Origin of the sequence: Paraglaciecola marina (genome assembly GCF_004360155.1) — a bacterium.
Lineage (GTDB): Bacteria > Pseudomonadota > Gammaproteobacteria > Enterobacterales > Alteromonadaceae > Paraglaciecola > Paraglaciecola marina.
This window is the reverse complement of sequence record NZ_ML178720.1, coordinates 162657-183042: the sequence shown is the minus strand read 5'-3', so window position 1 is coordinate 183042 and position 20386 is coordinate 162657. Positions and strand designations below refer to the sequence as shown.

The 20386-nt window shown below is 38.8% G+C and carries 15 protein-coding genes; 7 read left to right on the top strand and 8 right to left on the bottom strand.

Features of this window, described 5'->3' with window-relative positions:
• Window positions 1–624: a YigZ family protein gene (locus EOK74_RS00810; protein WP_133468002.1), complete on the top strand. Its 624-nt coding sequence runs from the start codon at window positions 1–3 to the stop codon at window positions 622–624.
• A gap of 47 nt (window positions 625–671) precedes the next feature.
• Window positions 672–1541: a lysophospholipid acyltransferase family protein gene (locus tag EOK74_RS00805; RefSeq protein ID WP_133468001.1), complete on the top strand. Its 870-nt coding sequence runs from the start codon at window positions 672–674 to the stop codon at window positions 1539–1541.
• A 62-nt stretch (window positions 1542–1603) separates the two neighbouring features.
• Here the strand turns inward: EOK74_RS00805 and EOK74_RS00800 are convergent, their stop codons facing one another.
• The 6 genes from EOK74_RS00800 to EOK74_RS00775 form a co-directional block, all read right to left on the bottom strand.
• The gene (locus tag EOK74_RS00800) at window positions 1604–4795 is read right to left on the bottom strand and encodes an efflux RND transporter permease subunit (protein WP_133468000.1); all 3192 of its coding nucleotides are present in this window, start codon (window positions 4793–4795) and stop codon (window positions 1604–1606) included.
• A gap of 10 nt (window positions 4796–4805) precedes the next feature.
• Complete coding sequence (locus tag EOK74_RS00795; RefSeq protein ID WP_133467999.1) at window positions 4806–5954, bottom strand: efflux RND transporter periplasmic adaptor subunit; 1149 nt, start codon at window positions 5952–5954, stop codon at window positions 4806–4808.
• Between the two features lie 290 nt (window positions 5955–6244).
• Window positions 6245–6460 carry a hypothetical protein gene (locus EOK74_RS21000; RefSeq protein ID WP_239023974.1) on the bottom strand — a complete coding sequence of 72 codons (216 nt, stop codon included), beginning with the start codon at window positions 6458–6460 and terminating at the stop codon, window positions 6245–6247.
• A gap of 115 nt (window positions 6461–6575) precedes the next feature.
• Window positions 6576–7724 carry a diguanylate cyclase gene (locus EOK74_RS00785; protein ID WP_133467998.1) on the bottom strand — a complete coding sequence of 383 codons (1149 nt, stop codon included), beginning with the start codon at window positions 7722–7724 and terminating at the stop codon, window positions 6576–6578.
• Window positions 7725–8179: 455 nt separating this feature from the next.
• Window positions 8180–9562, bottom strand: coding sequence for a siroheme synthase CysG (gene cysG, locus EOK74_RS00780; RefSeq protein WP_133467997.1), 1383 nt, complete (start codon window positions 9560–9562; stop codon window positions 8180–8182).
• 165 nt (window positions 9563–9727) lie between these two features.
• A complete protein-coding gene (locus EOK74_RS00775) occupies window positions 9728–11464 on the bottom strand; it encodes a DEAD/DEAH box helicase (RefSeq protein WP_133467996.1) in 1737 nt (578 codons plus the stop codon).
• A 312-nt stretch (window positions 11465–11776) separates the two neighbouring features.
• Between EOK74_RS00775 and EOK74_RS00770 the strand changes: the two genes are divergently transcribed.
• Both EOK74_RS00770 and prsT read left to right on the top strand, forming a co-directional pair.
• Window positions 11777–13021 (top strand): TMEM143 family protein, encoded by a 1245-nt coding sequence (locus EOK74_RS00770; RefSeq protein WP_133467995.1) that lies wholly within the window; start codon window positions 11777–11779, stop codon window positions 13019–13021.
• 70 nt (window positions 13022–13091) lie between these two features.
• The gene (gene prsT, locus EOK74_RS00765; RefSeq protein ID WP_133467993.1) at window positions 13092–15866 is read left to right on the top strand and encodes an XrtA/PEP-CTERM system TPR-repeat protein PrsT; all 2775 of its coding nucleotides are present in this window, start codon (window positions 13092–13094) and stop codon (window positions 15864–15866) included.
• A gap of 109 nt (window positions 15867–15975) precedes the next feature.
• On the opposite strand, the gene EOK74_RS00760 is transcribed toward prsT, so the two are convergent.
• Together EOK74_RS00760 and tolC are read right to left on the bottom strand one after the other, a co-directional pair.
• Entirely contained in the window at window positions 15976–16791 is an 816-nt protein-coding gene (locus tag EOK74_RS00760; protein WP_133467992.1) for an ion transporter, read from the bottom strand.
• 173 nt (window positions 16792–16964) lie between these two features.
• Window positions 16965–18314 (bottom strand): outer membrane channel protein TolC, encoded by a 1350-nt coding sequence (tolC, locus tag EOK74_RS00755; RefSeq protein WP_133467990.1) that lies wholly within the window; start codon window positions 18312–18314, stop codon window positions 16965–16967.
• Between the two features lie 227 nt (window positions 18315–18541).
• Here tolC and nudF point away from each other — a divergent pair, with 227 nt between their 5' ends.
• The 3 genes from nudF to EOK74_RS00740 are packed head-to-tail and all read left to right on the top strand — an operon-like array spanning window position 18542 to window position 20379.
• The gene (gene nudF / locus EOK74_RS00750) at window positions 18542–19189 is read left to right on the top strand and encodes an ADP-ribose diphosphatase (protein ID WP_239023953.1); all 648 of its coding nucleotides are present in this window, start codon (window positions 18542–18544) and stop codon (window positions 19187–19189) included.
• Window positions 19182–19625 carry a DUF1249 domain-containing protein gene (locus EOK74_RS00745; RefSeq protein WP_133467988.1) on the top strand — a complete coding sequence of 148 codons (444 nt, stop codon included), beginning with the start codon at window positions 19182–19184 and terminating at the stop codon, window positions 19623–19625. Before nudF ends, EOK74_RS00745 begins: the two co-directional genes overlap by 8 nt.
• Before the next feature lie 10 nt (window positions 19626–19635).
• On the top strand, window positions 19636–20379 hold the full coding sequence (locus tag EOK74_RS00740; protein WP_133467986.1) for a metallophosphoesterase: 744 nt from the start codon (window positions 19636–19638) through the stop codon (window positions 20377–20379).
• Window positions 20380–20386: the final 7 nt, after the last annotated feature.

The window sequence follows — 20386 nt, the reverse complement described above, 5'->3', positions numbered from 1 at the left end:
ATGAGTATTGCTAGTTATCAAGTACCAGCTCATGAGTGGCAAGTTGAATTAGAAGTAAAGCGTAGTAAGTTTTTGACCTTTGCTGCCAATACTGAAAATCGAGCTAGTGCTGAAGTTTTTATCAAGGGATTACGAGAACAACACCCCCAAGCAAATCATGTTTGTTGGGCCTATATTGCTGGCGCTCCCGATACGACTGTCAGGTCTATGAGCGATGATGGTGAGCCTAGCGGTACAGCGGGCATGCCAATGTTAAAAGTATTGGAGTATAGTGGCTTAGGCGAGACTGCCGTGGCGGTGGTGCGTTATTTTGGCGGCACTAAGCTAGGTACTGGAGGTTTACAACGTGCCTATTCTGATGCCGTAGCTGCAGTCTTAAAAGATTTACCTATTATTACAAAAGTGGATCGCACTATACTGACATTAACCTATGATTATGCTAATGACGGTGGAATCTCTCGCCTACTTGAGCGTTACGACATAAAAGACATTGTTTCTACTTATGAACATAGAGTGGTAGTCAGTTTTGCAGTGGCTACGTCTGAACTTGAAATGTGTAAATCTGAGTTAATCAACATCACAGCGGGTAATATTAATATTGTTAAGGGTGGAGCTGAAAACTGATTTAGTTTGTCACAAATCGGTCATATAGGGTTGGTAGAGTTGCCAACATGAAAAGTGCATCAATCGATCCTGAATTCCAATCTTATTTACGCGATCCTCCGCGTCTTACTTACTCACAAGAAGACGATGGCTGGGTTAGACGTAAGCTCGTTTCCTCTTTAGAAGCCCTAATGGGGCGTAAAGAAATTGAAGCCGTATATAAGCGCCTGAAAGATGATGCTTTCCACATCGAATCTTTTTTTGGTGATGCGTTAACTGAGATGAAAATAGCTGCTGATTTTGATGAGCAGCAACTATTAGCCATCCCTAAAACAGGCCCATTAATGTTTGTTGCAAATCATCCTTTTGGGGTGGTGGATGGCCTCATTTTATGTGATCTTGCGGCTAAGGTTAGAGGTGATTTACGTATCATGCTCAATTCTCAGTTGTTTCAAGATAAAGATTTAGCGCCGTACTTTTTACCTATAGACTTTTCCAATACTAAGTCGGCAATTCGTACTAATATTCGCTCTAAGCAGTTGGCTTTGGAGCATTTGTCTCAAGATCTTCCGGTACTTATCTTTCCTTCAGGAATGGTAAGCACAGCAACTCGATTTGGTTTTGGCGAAGTTAAAGACGGCCCCTGGACTACATTTGCGGCAAAAATTATTAAAGAAGCACAGGCCACAGTTGTACCGTGCTTTTTTCATGGCCGCAACAGTCGTAAATTTCATGTGGCATCTCATATTGCTGAACCTTTGCGTATGGCGCTACTCATGCACGAAGCGTTAAAACGCCGTGATAAGAAAGTTAGAGTAGAGATAGGTACACCTTTGTCATGGCAACAATTAAGTAAACAAGGTGATCGTAAAAAGCTTACCGAATATCTATATGGGCAAGTACAGGCTTTATCTGAACTTAGTGTTCATAACAATTAAATCGATTTAAGTTTAAATAAAAAGCGCCGAATTGGCGCTTTTTAATAAGTATAAGTTTATGTTTATGAGTTAAGGGAAGCGGATTGCTCAGCTCTTGCTATTTTTCTATCTTTACCGCTAAGTTTGCGGCCTATCCAGCTGAAACAATTTTTGATGTCCACCAAAATCATATACAAACAGGGTACTAATACTAAGGTAACTAGTGTTGCATATAACACTGCAAAACCTAGGGAAATAGCCATAGGTACCACAAATTTTGCCTGTGAACTGGTCTCAAACATTATGGGTAAAACACCAGCGAAGGTCGTAATAGAGGTGAGAGTAATTGCTCGAAAACGTGCACATCCCGCTTCTGTTACCGCATCTTTTATGGCATAGCCTTGTTTGCGTCTTTTGTTGACGAAGTCTGTCATAACTAAGCTATCGTTAATGACAACACCCGAAGCAGCAATAATGCCAAATAGAGACATAAGGCTTAAGTCGACCCCAAAGAAATAGTGACCCCATACAGCACCTGTCAGACTAAAGGGGATCACAGACATAATTATTAATGGCTGCCCATAACTTTTTAAAGGGATTGCTAATAGTATATAAATCATTAGCAAACCAGCAATGAAGAATGTCATCTGCTGGCTTTCTTGGGCTTGTTGTTCTTCTATGCTACCGCCTAATTCAGATTTAACTCCGGGGTAATTAGATTTTAGCTGTGGTAATAGTTGCTCGTCTACTTCGGCTATTACTTCATTTGGTTCAACTAGCTCTTCATCGATAGAGCCGTATATATAAACCGTTCTGTAACCACCTTCTCGGCGAATATAGTTAATACCGGACGTTTCGCTAAGTGTTGCGACATCCCCTAACATCACTTCGCGTCCTTTTGGTGTAGTAATGACTGTATATTTTAGATCAGCGAACCGCTCTCTAGTGAGCAAAGGATAACGCACCATTACTCTGACTTCTTCGTCTCCTCTGATGACTCTTTGGGCTTCACCACCGAAAAAGCTTGCCCCAACCTGAGTAGCTACGCTCGCAAGACTCAAACCTAGGTCATAGCCCACAGGCAGTAAATCAATTTGAATCTCTTTAGTTGCAGGATCTATACTAGAGCTAATGTCGAATAGGCCCTTTTGCTGTTGCAACATTGCAATAAACTCTAGACCTGCAGCATTTAGTACTTCTATATCTGCACCAAATAACATGTACCCGAATTCACCGTTGTTGTTGCCACCACCAAGAATATCGTCTTGGATAGAGATTGACTTCAATCCTGGGATGACTGGCATCGCCTCACGCCATCTTCTTGCTAATTCAAATGCATTAAAATGGCGTTCATCCTCAGCTACCAATGCAATAATCATACGACCTTTAGTGCGCTCTTGATTAAATACCATAATGTCTCTAATCATAGGACTGCCGTAGTCATCTTTGATTTTAGAATCTACTGCTAGAAGTGTTGACTCTATGGTTTGTAAGGCCTCGATGGTAGTTAAATCCGAAACGTTTTCATTCATTTCAATGGTAATAGATGGAAAGTCATGGGGGACTTTAGGAGAGGGCACGACTCTAACGTAATCACCTTGAATCAACCCTATCGTCAATAACAATATTGCAAAGAACATTGAAAATGCAAGCCAGCGCCATTGAATACATAGCCTTATAAATGTTTTATATGGTCCGTTTATAAATCCGAAAAAGCGTTTGTTAAATTTATCACGCCAGCTGTGCTCTTTTATGGGGGTAAATTTCATGTGGGCTAAATGCGCCGGCAAGATCCACTTAGATTCAATTAAACTAAATATTAGGCACAAAATAACTACTGTAGAGATGTTTATAAAAAACGCACTTTCTGGGCCAGATGAAAATAACGAAGGTGCAAAAATTGCGATTGTTGTTAATACTCCAAAGGTGGCAGGTGTTGCAACACGCTTAGCGCCGCGCACTACACTTTCTACTCCCCCCCCTTTTTGTTCTATTTCGGAGTAAGCGCTTTCTCCTATGACTATGGCGTCATCAACAACTATCCCAAGTACCATGATGAAGGCAAACAGTGACATGATATTAATGGTAATACCAAATAGGGGCATCATCATCATGGCACCTAAAAAGCATATAGGTAAGCCAACCATGACCCAAAATGCCAGCCTAAATCGCAAAAATATTGTTAGCATCAAAGCCACTAATATGGAACCTTGAAGTAGGTTTTTGAGCATCATGTCCAGGCGAGCATTCAAATAATATGTAAAATCAACCAGTGTTTTTATCTCAATCCCTTGAGGTAAGGTTTTATTTCGCTCTTCTATATATGCTTTGACCGACTTTGCTACAGCAACTGTGTTTTGATCTTTTGTTGCTTTTACTGATAAGTAGATACCATTTTGCCCTGAGTATTTAAAATACCGCTCACCTTCAACAAAGCCGTCTTTGATGTCAGCTACGTCTTCAAGTAATACCTTTGCACCATTAGCGCCAATTTTTACTGGAATACTTCTAAATTCATGACCATCGTATAACTGGTTTTCAACGCGAACGGCTATGATGCCTGAATCAGTCCGTAGTTGACCGGCTGAAATATTAGCCGAGTAGCTTCTGATAGCTTGAGAAACATTGTCAATCGTTAGGTTGTATTTACGTAAAGTTTGGGGATTAATTTCTATTGCAATTTCGTCGTCTGGCGATTCTAGCTCCACTAAAGATACGTTATTTAGTTGTAATAGCTCGTCTTCAATTTGTTTGGCTACTGGTTTTAATTCTTTAATAGGAATATCGCCTACTAATGCCATTTCTACTACGTCTTGTTTAAATTCAATTTGGGATATATTGGGAGGCTCCATTTCTCCCGGAAAAGTGGCTATACTGTCGACCCTAGCTTTTACCTTGTCTAATACTTCTGTGAGCTCTTTATCTTTTTGGATTTCTAATGTTATTTGACCATTACCTCTGAGTGCACGAGATGTGGCCTTTTTAATTTCAGTAATATCTTTTATAGCTTCTTCAATTTTAATGAGAATACTTTGCTCTATTTCTTGGGGCGAAGCGCCACGGTATACTGCACTTATATTGATATAGTTAATTTCAATGTTTGGAAACATTTGTTTTTGAATGGTGAAATAACTAAATAGACCCATGACAATGATAAAAACCATCATGAGATTTGCAGCCACCGAATTATTAGCAAAGTAGGCTATTAAGCCTGTTTGTTTTGGCTCTATCAGTGTTTGCGTTACTTCTGAATTATCTTGTTGATCTGAAGACATGACTCAACCCTTATAATGATTGCTGTGCAGCGAGTTCTTTTTTAGGCTCAGCAATTTTGACTTTCATACCCTTTTGCGGATATTCAGGTAACGTCATCACTAATTTGTCTTTATTTTTCAAACCTTGACCGATCAGTAAATACTCGCCCTCTTCTCGAACGACTTCTACTTTTTTAGGCTGCATTTGCTGCTCTTCATCAAGCACCCAAATGATACGGTTATTTACTAACTTTTGAGGTAATTTGTATACTTGGCTAAGTGTTTTACCTGCAAAATTAACTTCTACATAACTACCAAATTTTAAAGGAGGCTCAGATGATTTTAAGCTATATGGATCTTCTACTCTAATCACTAGTTGGCTCATTCTAGTTTGTTGATCAATTATGCCTAAATCCCTATCAAGTGTGCCTTCACGAGTAATACTCGAATGCCCTTTGGTACTAACCCATGCTTTTTTATGTGCTAAATTTGAGGGTAAAAATTCTCGGTCAAAGCCTGCGATTGGAAAAGATATCTCCGCAGTTTCAATATTGTAGAGTTCTCCTACTTGAGCCCCTTGATTGACATATTGACCACTGCCTAAAGTGCGAGTGATGACTAAGGCATCATAAGGAGCTTTAATTTCGCAGTTTTCTAGGTCTCGTTGGGCAATTTTAAGTCGAGCTTTCGCAGATTTTACGGATGCTTCGGCGCTTAAAAGTTGTGGCTTTCTTAAATATAGATCGGAAACCTGGGTTCCTTTTGCTTCTTGTTTGGCCACATCTGCACGGGCTTGTTCTTCTATTAGGTTTGCTTCTGCGAGTGTTAAATCAGATTCTGCTTGCAATAACGCAGCCTCATAGGTGTCTTTTTCTATACTGAAAAGAACGCTGCCACTTAATACTAAACCGCCGGGCACAAAGTTAGGATGCCAACTTATGACCTCACCTGAAACTTGAGCTGAAATCATTGTACTTTCAAGGGGGGTGACTTCACCATAGCTAGTGATCTTGACTTGATAATCTTCAGCGATGGCAGTTTCTATTTTAACGGTAGGGCGTGTATCAACAGGCTCCTTTTCTTCGTCATTATCACCGGAAGCTCTGATGACTCCCATACCACCGTAACCGACTATGACTACTATTATGGGTAATATCCTTTTGAACCATTTATTTCTCATTAAAAACAACCATTTTGCTTTTTATTATTAACTTATAATAACTTAGGATTGAATTTGAGGTAAGTTCGATTTGTAAAAATGTGTGAATATTAGACGATTTATTGTTTAAATAATTCAAAAATAAAGCTTAGAGCATTTTTATTTTCGATATTAGTCTGACTTGTGTGTTAGCTATAATTCGCTCTTCGAGCTCTATCATCTAAGGATAGTGTATATCGGACTTAACAATTTTAAATGCAAACGTATCTGGACGAGCTTGGTATCGAATTTATAAGGCATCTTGAAAGCCTTTAGTTAACAAGCTCACCTTTGAGGTCAAGTAAAGCGTCTGTGGCAACAATAGCGCCCATTTTAATTTTATCGATGAGATCGTCAGGTACAGGAGCTGACTGTGGTACTTCTAAAATGGATTTAATATCAAATACTGCGGCATCTAAATAAGCCTCGGGGTTCTCGGACCAAAACTTTTTGGTTTGTAATTGGGCAACTGAATTGCGGGCAACAATATCAGTAAATTTACCACCGCGATCAATTCAGAACTGCCATTTTTGTCTTGGGTATACATATGCATTAATTTCTTTAGCTTATATCGCTTTTGGTGGAAAGCGGAGGAGTTGAATACTAGCCATAAAAAACCTGATTTCTGCCAGCGTTTTTAGCTTGATACATGCCTTCATCGGCTCGTTTTAGTATATCGTCTGCGTTTGAATCATCTTTCTTATAACCGCTTACTCCGGCACTTGCAGTAACTTCAATGATTAGGCCATTTAGTGTTAAAGGGGTCTTTTCAATGATTTCTCGTATCTTGTTGGCCAGAAATAAACAGTCTTGTTGCTTTGTTTGTGGTAACAAAATTACAAACTCTTCGCCACCAAATCTAGCCGCGCAGTCTGAAGCTCTAGTGTTACTTTTTAGGATGTTACTCACATGTTGAATTACTTTATCGCCCACATCATGACCATAGGTGTCGTTGATTGATTTAAAATGATCTATATCGAAGCTTAAAACTCCCAACTCATACTTATGCCGTTTACTTAATGCCAGTGCTTTATCTATTAAAATGGAGAAAGAACGGCGATTGAGTAAGCCAGTTAAATGGTCGTAATTCGCTTCCCTTTGTAGGTTGTTAGAGAAGGTTTTAACTTTATTGACCATAGGCCTGAATATAAACAGGGCTTCGAGTAAAATGGTCAGTAATATAATAAATGACACGATTTGTTGGGCTAGTCTTAATTTATTTACTTTTGTGATACTTTCGTCTTCATATTTCTGAACTAGGTAATCGAGACTTTCTAATAATGGCGCTTTTGCCATTTCAAAAAATTTTAAACTTACATCAGGTAGTTTGCCTTCAATTGTTCCTTGGTCTATTTCCAGAGCTTGGTTAATGAGTTTTGTAAATTCAATTACTTGGGCATCTATATTATGTGGTGGAGAAAAATAAAGGTCACGTATTTCATCTGAAATAAGGTATTGAGTGGTTAATAAGTCGTGGTTATTATTGAGTTTAATCAGTGATTTTTGCGCTTCTTGCTTACTATCTAAGTGGCTTGCAGCTAGATATTCCATTGTAAATAGACTGACTCGTTGTGAAAGCATACGCTGCTGGCCACTTATATTCACTATGGTGGCTGAGTCTTTTTGTTCGTGAATAATTTTATCTAACATAAAATGCACTAGTATAGATAACAGCGCGATAATCGATAAGGACACCACATAGGTGAGCGTCATGGATTTAGTAGGGTTAACTACTGGAATTGGAATACTCACATCGAGGCCTTTTTGCTCACGTTTATGATCTCTTGGCAGATTTTATAAGGTTTTTACCCTTTTACTTGGCTGTTTTCGCGCCCTTGCTTTTTAATCTACTTTTAATGAAACCACACTAGCTTGTGTGCGTAACTAAGTTGCTTCAATTAGTTTCATTAAAATATTGGCTTTGTCCATTGCCCCCTTAGGTTAACCTAGTTATTTAGCGACAAAAACTTAAAATGTGTTTAAAGGTGAAATTTTTTGGCTCAAATGAAAGCCGAAAATCAACGGCCCATAAGTTTACAAGGGGAGTTGCCACCTAAAAAATAGAAAAAGTTAGTTTTCATCTAGTAATTAGTCGCAGATTGCCACGTTTAGAAGGCTTGTTTTTATATCTTATCCGGGGGCTTTATTATCGGAGTTACCTAACAGTTTCCAGTGGCAACTCCGATAATGGTAAGTTAGATAGAAATTTACGGTTTAAACCAGTTTAATTTCTCATGCAGACTAACGACCGAGCCCACAATAATTAAAGCGGGTGGTTGTATATTCGCTTTGGTTGCTATTTCTTGAATAGTCTCGAATGTACCTGTTACCACTTTGTGTTGTTCTGTAGTCGCAGATTGCACCATAGCAATAGGCGTGTTAGCTGGCATTCCGTGTTTAACTAGTTGCTCACAAATTATCGGTAAACCCGTTAAGCCCATATAAAATACTATGGTTTGGTCAGGTTGGGCTAACCCTTGCCAGTTCAGGTTTATGCTGTTGTCTCGCAAGTGGCCAGTAGCAAACACGACTGATTTAGCATGATCTCTATGTGTAAGTGGTATACCGGCATAACTCGCAGCTCCATTAGCAGCGGTAATTCCAGGTACAACCTGAAAGCTCACTCCGTGCTCTATAAGGGTTTCGAGCTCTTCTCCTCCTCTGCCAAATATAAATGGGTCGCCTCCTTTGAGTCTAACCACACGATTACCAGCCAAAGCTTGTTTGGCTAACAGTTCATTAATTTCATCCTGAGGTACCGAATGTTTGCTTTTGGCTTTACCCACATAAATTTTTTCTGCATCGCGCCTAACTAACTCTAATACTTCAGGCGATACCAGCCTGTCATAAACTACAATATCAGCTTTCTGCATTAAACGTAGCGCCCTAAATGTCAGTAAATCAGGGTCTCCTGGCCCAGCTCCAACTAAGTACACTTCACCTTGAGTTTGGCTTGCATCATCACCATTTAATTTTTCTAAAAATTTTTGATCTGCGATTTGGTTATTGCCCTGCATGACATTTTCGGCAATATCGCCATCTAGTACGTCTTCCCAAAAATAACGACGTTCAGTAACTGTTTTTAGCTTTTGTTTTACTAACTCTCTAAACTTCTCTGAGAATTGGCCTAATAAACTAATTTTTTGTGGAATTAATGATTCGAGCTTTTGCCGCATGTAGCGCAATAAAACAGGAGCTACACCGCCACTACTCATGGCGATGATAATAGGAGAACGATCAACGATAGATGGCGTTATGAATTGACACAGTGGGGTGTTATCTACCACGTTGACAAGAATTTTTAGGGCTCGAGCTTCATCATGAATGCCTTTGTTTATTCGGCTATCGTCAGTAGCAACAAACACTATTTGTTTGTCGTTAAGATCATCGGATACAAAAACACGCTCGATTAAGTGGACTTTTCCCTCTGTTGCATATCGCTTTACTGTGTCACATACCCATGGGGCAACTACAGTAATTTTTGCTGAAGTTTTAAGTAACAACTCAATTTTACGAGCGGCTACTTCACCAGCGCCTACTACCAAACAGGTTAAATCTTGGGTATCTAAAAAGATGGGGAAATATTTCATATCTGAGCACTCGTGACATTCTGCCGATTAGTTTGCCTTGAATGCCTTAAAGTGCAAACCAATTTAATTGGAATTAATATTCCATTAGGTTATTAGTTTTTGTTTTTTATAAGTGTGTTGAAATAAAAAAAGGGCTAATAAGCCCTTTTTTAGTAGGTGTAGTGATTAATCTCGGTTAGCTGGATTACCACGTTTCTTAGGTGGTTGATCTGACCATTCACGCATACCAAGGCTGCGGCCAGCAACACGGGTTTTTTGCAATACGTCTTGAGTATTTTTAGGCATGTTTTTAGGTAAATCTACTGTGCTGAAATTATCATAAATCTCGATAGAACCAATATTTTTACTGCTAATGTTGGCTTCATTTGCAATGGCACCAACAATGTTGCCAGGCTTAACACCATGGGTATGACCTACATCGATACGATAACGTTGCATACCTTCACTAGGTGGACCAGATTTACGTTCACGTCTTGGTGGACGCTCTCCGCCACGGCCGCCACGCTCATTACGACCACCACGATCGTTTCTGTCATTGCGGTCATTTCTAGGTGGGCGTGCATTCAAATCAGGACGGTCACTTTCTTTAAGAATAAGTGGCTCGTCACCTTGAGCTATTTTCGCAAGGGCCGCCATAATTACTTCTGGAGCTGCTTCTGTTTGCTCTTGAATTGACTCAACAATTGGAATTAATGTTTCAATTGATGAATCACTCATAGCTTCAATTACACTGCTTTTAAAGCGAGATAAACGAGTTTCGTTTAACTGTGAAATAGATGGGATTGTCATCGCATCAATTGATTGCTTGGTTGCTCTCTCAATTGAAAATAACATACGTTTTTCACGATGAGAGATAAACAATATTGCATCACCTTGACGACCAGCACGACCAGTACGACCGATACGGTGAACATAAGACTCAGTATCGTAAGGTACGTCATAGTTGATTACATGACTTACACGCTCAACATCTAATCCACGGGCTACAACATCGGTTGCAACTAAAATGTCGATTTTGCCTTTCTTCAAACGATCAACTGTTCTTTCACGAGAGTTTTGTGGAATATCACCGTTTAGTGGTTCAACGGCATAGCCTCTAGCTGATAACTTTTCAGCTAATTCCATAGTTGCCGTTTTAGTACGCACAAAGATTATTGCTGCGTCAAAGCTTTCAACTTCCATTATACGCGTAAGGGCTTCCATTTTATGATGGCCCGCTACTTGACAATAGCGTTGACGAATAGTGCTTGCTGTTGCGGCTTTAGCTGCAATTTTTACTTGTTTAGGATCGTTTAAGTAACGTTTAGTTATTTTACGAATAGCGTCAGGCATAGTCGCTGAGAATAAAGCAGTTTGACGTTGTTCTGGCGCATGGCTCAAAATCCATTCTACGTCGTCAATAAAGCCCATGCGTAACATTTCGTCGGCTTCATCTAGTACTAAGAATTTCAAATTATCAAGTTTAAGCGTACCTTTCTTAATGTGGTCAATGACACGTCCTGGTGTACCAACAACAACTTGGGCTCCACGTCTTAGTTGACGGATTTGGTTGTCATAAGAAGAACCACCGTAAATAGGTAACACGTTAATTTTCTTAGAAAAGCTCGCATAAACTTGGAACGCTTCTGCAACTTGAATCGCCAATTCACGTGTTGGTGCTAGTACCAACAATTGAGTATTCTTGTCGTTTGCATCAACATTTGCCAGCATGGGTAAAGCAAAGGCTGCAGTTTTACCGGTACCAGTTTGGGCAGTACCTAAAAGGTCATGGCCGTCTAATATAATTGGAATACTTTCGGCTTGGATAGGTGTAGGTTTTTCATAGCCGACTTTTTCCAGTGCTTGCAGTAATTCTTCGGGTAGGTTTAAATCTCTAAATGTTATTTCAGATGGGGTTGTCATCAAGTTTTCCCAGGGTACAGGCAGGCACAGCATTATATGAATCGGTAAAACAATTACTAAATTGGTAAAACAATTTTCTAAGGCGAAGCCGGCACGGTTTCAAAGGCTAAATTATATTCGATTACTGACATATACTCCATGTAATGAGTTGATTAATTGCAATATTTCTATGATTTTTAATTTTTAAGCAAACACTTTGAGACTTTATTGTCAATATTGTTATTTTGATGTAATTAAAGCTGCAGTTGCTGTTAACAAGTTGCAGGTGTTCCGCTAACAAGGGTAAAGTATGGTGTGTTATTTTGAGGTGTTATGGAAATAAAAAAGAGTGACGATAGGTTTATCCCACTGAGAAAAACAGATGTTATTCAAGCTTGTATTGAAATGGATAATTTGCCAAAGGAAAGCGTAAAACAGTTTCAACTATTGTGTCAGTTAATCATTAGTACCATACACTTTGATTACCACCAAAGTTTAGAAGTTTTAAAAGACAATTATGCGCCATTTGACCCAAATTCAGATACTCAGTCTATAAAAGTGTTTAGTGAAGATGAGTTAAAGGCAAAGCAAAAGGTTTTTGCGAAAGCGTTTTCCCAAGTATTAAATGCCGCTAATTTTGAAAAAATAACCGAGCAAGATTTAAGAGATGCCTTAGAAGAGGAGTCTCTATTTAAAGTACGGCTATCTGTTGAATTCAATGATTTTTCAGAGATGGTATTTTATCGTAGAGGTGAGTATCAAAAGACCGAAACTGTTAAAAAATGGTGGGGACTTAAGAAAGACACAGTAACCTTTACCAATTACGATAAGGTAGCAGTTTACATCAAATTTAAGGAAAAGGATTACTTCGAGCAACATCAAAAACCAATTAGTCACTTTGAACCCGGTTCTACCATAATCAAATTATTCCAAAATGTACCCAAAGCAGATTTAGAAATGTTGTTTCCAAACAGCGAAGTACGAATGCGAACCATAGATAAGGCAATAATTGGTGGCTCTGCGATAGCTGGAGGGGCAGTGGTGCTGGTGACTAAGTTGGGTGCGTCATTAGTGGTGTTGGCCGGTTTGTTTAGTTTTTGGTTAGGGTTAAGTGATCAATCTGTCACTATTAGCAGCCAGCAATTAGTTATATTGGGTAGTGGTATAGGTGTTTTAGGTGGGTTTATTTTTAAAGAGTGGAGTAAATTTAAAAATCGTAAGTTACGCTTTATGAAAGCCTTATCAGACAACTTGTATTTTAAAAATTTAGATAACAATGCAGGTGTGTTTCATCATCTGATTGATGCTGCTGAAGAAGAAGAGTGTAAAGAAGCTATTTTGGCGTACTATTTTTTGTACGTAGATGGACCAATGACAAGCGGACAATTAGACACTAAAGTCGAAGTTTGGCTTGAGCATAAGTTTAATATGAAGGTGGACTTTGAAATCAGTGATGCTTTATCAAAATTGCTGCGTTTTGGCATTGTCGTTAAACAAAATCACTATTACCATGCTTTACCATTAGTGGCCGCACAGGAGCAATTAGATAGCCGCTGGGATAGCATGTTCAACTGCTAACAGGTATGTATCGCATTAAATAACCACAAGTGTCATTATATTTGTATTGAGAGATAAAAAGGAGCGTTAAATGGAAAGGTTAACTGGGCCAAAACTAGGTTTAGTTTCTGCCGTATTCGTCTTAGGTTTAATGGCGGGTTGTGGTAAACAGAGTAGCGACGAATATATTCAAGAAGCTAAACAATACCTAGCTGAAGATAATTCTGCAGCTGCAATTGTGGCTTTAAAAAATGCCGTTAAAACAGCGCCAAAGTCGGCTCAGGCTAGATATGAACTAGGGCGAGTCTATGTTATCCAAAAGCAGTATGAAAGTGCTGAAAAAGAATTAAACCGAGCTTTAGAATACGGTTTTGAAGCATCAAAGGTGCTGCCTTTACTTACCCAAGCTTATCAGAATACTGGCGCTTACTCTGCGTTAAGTAAAATAGAGCACGAGCAAGCTGGTTTAACTTCGGTAGAAAAAGCAGAGATTGGGTACTTTAAAGTGGTGTCTTTAGCTAGATTAGATAATGTCACTGAGGCTAAATTACTTATAGAAGATCTCAGAAGCTTAGATACTCGTTCAGTGTATAAAGGTTTAACTGCCGCTTATAGTTTAGTTTTGGATTCAGATTTTGAAAACGCCTTAGTAGCTGTTTCAGCACTAAAAGATGAATCTCCTCAAAATGCTGAAGTGCTGAAACTTTTAGCGCAATTACATTTAGCATCGAACCAGCCTAAAGAAGCGGCTGACGTTTTTAAAGATTATGTACAATTTTACCCAGAAGATAGCCAAACCACTTTTGTTTTGGCCAAGTTATTGGTGGATATAGGGGAGATGAGCGCTGCTGAACCTTATGTTGATAGTTTGCTAAAAATCAACAAACAACACGGCTTATTGAATCAGTTGAAAGCCGCTATTTCTACCTCTAAAGAAAATTATTCTGATGCACTTAAACATGCAGAAATTGCAATTAGTAACGGCGTTGATGAGCTATCACTTAGGCTGATTGCGGGTTATGCGGCCTATCAAGAGCAAGACTTTACTGGGGCTAATCGCCACCTATCATATATAGCGGGTGCACTTCCAAATAATCATCCTGGTTTAAAGCTATTAGCAGCAAGTCAATTACAACTTGGGTTGACCACAGATTTAGGTGGTGTGCTAAGTAGGTTAGATAAACTTACTGAACAAGACGCACCTTTATTTTCTAAAGCGAGCTACGAGTTAATAAAAGGGGGATACGAAAAAGACGCAGAAGCCTTGATTAAAAAATCGGGAGGCATTAGTCGTACGGCAGAAGATTTAACACGTTTAGGGCTGTTGCAATTATCCTTAGATAATTTAGATGGCATTGTTAACCTTGAGCAAGCGGTGGCGAAAGCGCCAGAGCTTGATAGCGCTCAATTAACCTTAGCAAAAGCCTATATTGTTACAGCGCAGTACGACAAAGCCTTGGATTTAGCAAATAGCTGGAAACAGACAGCGGTTGATGATGCTAGACCCTATTTGCTAGCCGGTGATGTATACGTAAAATTGGAAGATTTTAAGGCTGCAAAAATTGAATTTTCAAAGGCAGAAGAGTTATCAAGTGGCGGTGCAAGTGCAATTCCTAAATTAGCCTTAATAAATTTAGAATTATTACAAGGGAATTTAGACCCTGCCAAAGATATGTTAGATGCTGTGTTACAAGAATACCCAACCAATGTAACAGCATTAGCAACCTTTTATTTGATATCTAAACAGCAGGGAAACCAAGCTGCAGGACTCGAAAAAATCAAAAGTACCTTTGATAAAAACCAAACCAATATTGGTCTTAGGTTATTACTTGCAAGAGTTTGGTTGGTGGAGCAGAGGTATGCAGAGGTTATTACTTTATTGGATGCGCTTGAGGCGCAAGAAAGCCTACCCAAAGAGTATTGGGCTACATTAGGTCGAAGTCTTATTCGAGATAATCAACGTCAAGGGGCCACACAACACTATGATCGGTGGCTAGCCTTTGCCCCTAATGATAAAGATGCTGTGATTGGGAAGCTATTTTTACTAGATAGTCAAAATAAGTTTGCAGAAGGTGCAAAGCTAACACAGTCTTTTTTGGTTAATCGCGATGATGTGCAAATGCAAATCCTTGATACCCATTTTCTACTTATGAAAAGTGATTTTGAAGCGGCGCAGAAGTCTTACGATAAGTTACCAGCTGAGGTGCTAGAAGAGCCAATGTCTAAAGGTTTTTTAGCTAGGTTTCAGTTAAGTCGTAGAGAACTTGAACCGGCATTAGCTAATGCTGAAATTGCTTATGATGCCACCAAAAACAGTCGCAATTTATTATTGGTTATTCATATTCTTGATTTAATGGAGCAAGCCGACAAGTCTTTGTTGTTTTTGGAAGCGCACCTTGAGGAAAAGCCAAACGACCTTATTGCTAGAATGTTATATGCTGAGCGCCAAATTGGTGGGGATATAGGTGCAGCTATGTTGACCTATAAAAAAGCATTAGAACAAAACCCCAATAATTATATTGCCAACAATAATTTAGCGTATTTATACTTGCAACAAGGTGAAATTGATATAGCTAAACAGTTTGCAGAAAAAGCAGCAGAGTTAAACCCTGATAACGCAGAAACCTTGGATACTTTGGCACAGATTTACGTAGCTGAAAATGATTATGAAGAAGCATTAGAGTTATATAGTCGGGTAGTAACAGGTGACCTAGAAAATGAAGAAATCTATCTTAATTATGTGGAAACCTTACTTGTGTCTGGTGATGCATTTCTAGCTAAACGTAAGATTGAGCAAAGAGACATGAAGTTACAAGAGTCTCTGGATAGGGTGCAAGCCTTAATTGCAGAGTACGGTATTGAATAGTTAGAGGCTATTCAATCTAAAACTTAACGTCTAATAGTCACTAGCTTTTCTCAAAATTGAGAAAAGCTAGTATTACAGACATATTTCAGGATTTAACTAAGCTATACAGTTAGGATTTATCAGTATTTTGTAGTGCTTTTATTTGGATTTGTAGGGCCATTATTTGTTTAGATATATCCTTAAGGCTTGGCTCTCCTTCTTCTTCCATTTTCTCAGCTCTCGCCTTGGCGTTCTCTTGTTCCATAACGCCCACCACTATGCCTATCACCATATTTAAGAATGCAAATGCTGTGAAGAATATAAAAGTTAAATAAAACAACCAACTAAGCGGATAGACCTCCATGGTTTCGTACATTACATCTGTCCAATCTTCAAAGGTCATAACCCTAAATAGAGTGAGCAGAGAAATTGTAATATGACCCCATAATTCTGGGTTTATAGCTCCGAATAGAGTGCTTCCTATTGCAGCGTAAATATAAAAAATGATAAACATCAATAACATTACATAACCCAATTGTGGCAGGGCTTTAACCAAGGAAACCAACAGTATCCTGAGCTCAGGAATGATAGATATCATTCGTAATACTCTAAATACCCTGACTAAACGTGCTATCACTGCAAGTTCGGCATCGTCAGCTGGGATCATACTTACGATCACAATTAAGGTATCAAATATATTCCAAAAGCTTTTAAAGAAGTTTCTTTTACGGGGCTCTGCTAAAAAGCGAATGGTTATTTCTGTTAGAAAAAACGCACTAATAAACCAATCTAAAAACAAAGTGATTTTTTGCATAGTGCTAGACATTTCGTAAGTTTTAGCACCTACCAGTAGCGCGGAGAAAATAATCACGGTAACAACAAATATTTCGAATAATTTGTTGGAGCGAATACGTAGAAATTTGTCTTGTAAGATGGAAGCTTTCATTGGTCTTTAATTGTTTATTGGGAGCGACGTTAGGATAGTGTTTTGGTTTTTACAGTCAATGTTTTAATGATAATTACAAAATATTTAGATGCACTTATTCTGAGCAATTGAAAAGGGCGCAATCACGCCCTTTTCATTCGTTTAAATTTAATCTGTTTTAAAGTAACTTAAATTTAACTTTCAGCGGTAAGGCCACGGTTAATATCGATTAAATCTTGTTCTTTTAATTCTCCAGCTGCGCGTTTTAACTGCAAAATAGCACTAATAAAATCATAGCGCGCACTGGCTAGGTTACGACGTGCATCAAATAGGTTTCGAGTACTATTTAATACGTCGACTATTGTTCTGGTGCCTACATCAAAACCAGCTTCAGTAGCTTTGAGAGCGCTGTCAGCAGAAACCACTGCTTGCTCTAAGGCTCGAATGGTTGATGTTGATGCAATGACATCATTATAGGCAGAGCGTACAGAGCGAACAGTAGAGCGATAAGTTAGCTCCATATCTTCACTTGCAGCTACATAGCGATAACGCGCTTGGGCTGTTAAAGCCGTGGTTGAACCACCAGAATAGATAGGAACGTCAAGATTTAGAGCGATATAATTACTATTTCTGACAGGGAAATTACTGTTACCGTTTAATTTTGTATCATCACGGCTATAGTTAGCCCCTAAAGAAAGTGTTGGATAATGTCCCGCTTTAGCTGAGGCGATATCATCATTAGCAATCTCTTTGGTCATATTGCTAACCATAAGATTGAGGTTTTTCTCTTCTGCTATTTTCAGCCAGTTATCTACACCTGTGGGTGTTGGAAGTGATGCGCTGAAGCTTTCAGTATTTAATACCGACACGGTATTTAGATATTTGCCTGTAATTTCTCGCATTTCTTCTAAACGAAGCTCTACAACATTCTCTGCTAAAATTTCTTGTGCAACAGTGTTGTCGAAATTTGCCTGTGCTTCATGTACGTCAGTTATTGCTGTTAAACCCACATTAAAACGCTGCTTGGTTTGCTCTAACTGGCGTTCGATTGCACGCTTTTCAGCTTGTACAAAAGTTAAGCTGTCTTTTGCCCTTAATATTGCTAAGTAAGCATTAGTTGTTCTTACTATTAAGTCTTGCTTGGCCAGAGCGAAGTTGATGTCACTTCTTTGTGCTACTTTCTCTGCTCGGGATAAAGCGACCCAGTTTTGACGGTTGTATAAAGAAAGAGTTAAGTCCAAGTCAATACCTAAAGTTTGAGAATCGCTTTCAACTATTCCTACAGCCGAAGCTCCGCTTGCATCGGTAGTGAAGTTAAAAGACTCAGAGGTACTATCTGTATAACCAACTGCACCAGATATTTGCGGTAACAAACTGGCTCTACTAACAGAAATGCCTTCAAAAGCTTCGTCTTTATCCGCTTGAGCTCTATTAACGGTTGGATCTTTTTCTATCGCCATTTGATAGACTTGATATAGGTCATCTGCTAGAGCAGAAGTAGAAATACTTATGCTTATTAGAAATGACAAAAATGTTTTTTTCATTAGGGGTCCTATGTGGTTTTCTAATCCGATCTAGCTGCCGAATATTTGTGTATGGTAGAAGTCTAAGCAAATCAAGTGATAAGTGACAATACTTTGTAGTAACACAACAGGCTCAAGTGTAACAGAATATTATTTGCTAGCGCAGGCATTGATTGCTTCATTTAGCAAATGAACTTCTAAATTATTATATGGTACGATTTCCCTAAGCTTTCTGAATTGGCGCTGTCGTGAAAAAGATAAATCAAGAATCTAAACTATCTACCTTACAATTTTCAACAGAAGATGTAGAAATTGTTAAAAAAGAATCTCTTTTTGAGGGTTTTTTTAAGATGGTGAAATATGATTTTAAACACAAGCTTTACGAGGGGGGATGGAGTAAGGTCATTGAGCGAGAAGTGTTTGAGCGCGGCAATGCCGTTGCTGTATTGCTTTATGACCCGGCTTTAGAAGAGTTTGTGATGATTGAGCAGTTTCGAATTGGAGCCTTGTCTAACCCTCAAAGCCCTTGGTTATTAGAGGTGGTTGCAGGGATTATTGACCCTGATGAAACCCCAGAAAATGTATGCCGCCGAGAAGCCCTAGAAGAAGCGGGAGTTACCATAAAGAAAATAACACCCGCTTTGAATTATTTGCCTAGCCCCGGAGGTTGTACAGAACGCCTTCATCTTTTTGTGGGAGAGGTAGACGCTAGCCAAGCGGGCGGAGTACATGGCTTAGAATATGAAAGTGAAGATATATTAGTGCACAGAGTATCAGTTGTTGATGCCATGGCATGGCTCGAAGAAGGAAAAATTGACAATTCTGCCACCATAATTGTTTTACAATGGTTTGCGATGAATAAACAAAAAATATTGGATGCTTGGTCAAATGAGTGATGTGTTACAGAAAAAGTATGTTCCCAAATTAGCTAACATGCATAAAGTGTGTGAGTTTAACTATGGACGGCTCTTAAGGCTCTTGCCTGATTGTGATACTGAAGATTTGGAATACGAGTTTGAAATAAGTAAAGCATTGCAATACACCATTAAAATTGTTGAATGTAGTCGTTACACCAGCACCATTGAAATGTCACAGAAAAGCCATGTTGGGTTTGAGTTTTTACAACCTGTGGTTCAAGTTAGGTTATATCATGATGCACAAATGGCTGAAGTATTACAGGCTCAAAATATCGGTTCTCTAAAACCTAGCTATCAATATCCAAATATTAAAATGTATCAAAAGAATGAAAAAGAAATGGTTAATTTATTCTTAGCTGAATGGTTACAATTTTGTTTGAGCCAAAATAATCAAAAACACGCTATTACACGATAGTTTTTGACCTGTGAACATCATCCAAATTTCAGACTGCCATTTATTCGCAGACAAAGAAAAAGTCGGTTATAACCACATAAATCCCTATCAAAGCTTGCAAACAATACTGCTCGAAATCAGTGCATACAAAATTGATATGTTGTTGGTAACCGGGGACTTAAGCGGCGATGCCTCAGAAGCTAGTTATCAACATTTTGAACAGCTTTTTGCCGCGTCGAACCTAGAGTGTGAACTGCGAATATTACCGGGTAATCATGATTCAATTCAGCATTTACTGATTGTTTTTTCTGAAGGCATGTTATGGCTGAATTCCCCTCTAGAGTTTTGCAATATTCATTGGAAAGTCCATCTACTCAATACGCAGTTTCAAGGTACGTTAGGGAATATTTCCAAGAAAGAGCTCGATGAGTTACAGCAACAATTGCAAAACGATGCAGACACGTATCATGTTATTGCGGTTCATCACCATCCAATTGATTGCAATGGTTGGATGGATAAACACGAATGGGTGAACCGTCAAGACTTTACGCAGTTAGTGGAGTCTTTCCCAAACGTGAAACTAGTTGTATATGGACATATCCATAGTGATATAGAAACGCTACAAAATGGCGTGTTGTATTTAGCCTGCCCGTCAACTTGCTGGCAATGGGCCAATACAGAATCTTTTGGCGTAAGTGACTTAAAGCCGGGATTTCGGGTGATTGAATTAGATGACAATGCTCAGTTCAATCACGTAATTAAACGCATTAATTAGGTTTAAC

Coding starts and splice junctions, on each gene's coding strand:
- tolC (WP_133467990.1), bottom strand. CDS start 18,314: ATGAAAAAAACATTTTTGTCATTTCTAATAAGCATAAGTATTTCTACT.
- EOK74_RS00745 (WP_133467988.1), top strand. CDS start 19,182: ATGAGTGATGTGTTACAGAAAAAGTATGTTCCCAAATTAGCTAACATG.
- EOK74_RS00805 (WP_133468001.1), top strand. CDS start 672: ATGAAAAGTGCATCAATCGATCCTGAATTCCAATCTTATTTACGCGAT.
- cysG (WP_133467997.1), bottom strand. CDS start 9,562: ATGAAATATTTCCCCATCTTTTTAGATACCCAAGATTTAACCTGTTTG.
- EOK74_RS00800 (WP_133468000.1), bottom strand. CDS start 4,795: ATGTCTTCAGATCAACAAGATAATTCAGAAGTAACGCAAACACTGATA.
- EOK74_RS00770 (WP_133467995.1), top strand. CDS start 11,777: ATGGAAATAAAAAAGAGTGACGATAGGTTTATCCCACTGAGAAAAACA.
- EOK74_RS00775 (WP_133467996.1), bottom strand. CDS start 11,464: ATGACAACCCCATCTGAAATAACATTTAGAGATTTAAACCTACCCGAA.
- EOK74_RS00760 (WP_133467992.1), bottom strand. CDS start 16,791: ATGAAAGCTTCCATCTTACAAGACAAATTTCTACGTATTCGCTCCAAC.
- EOK74_RS00795 (WP_133467999.1), bottom strand. CDS start 5,954: ATGAGAAATAAATGGTTCAAAAGGATATTACCCATAATAGTAGTCATA.
- prsT (WP_133467993.1), top strand. CDS start 13,092: ATGGAAAGGTTAACTGGGCCAAAACTAGGTTTAGTTTCTGCCGTATTC.
- EOK74_RS00810 (WP_133468002.1), top strand. CDS start 1: ATGAGTATTGCTAGTTATCAAGTACCAGCTCATGAGTGGCAAGTTGAA.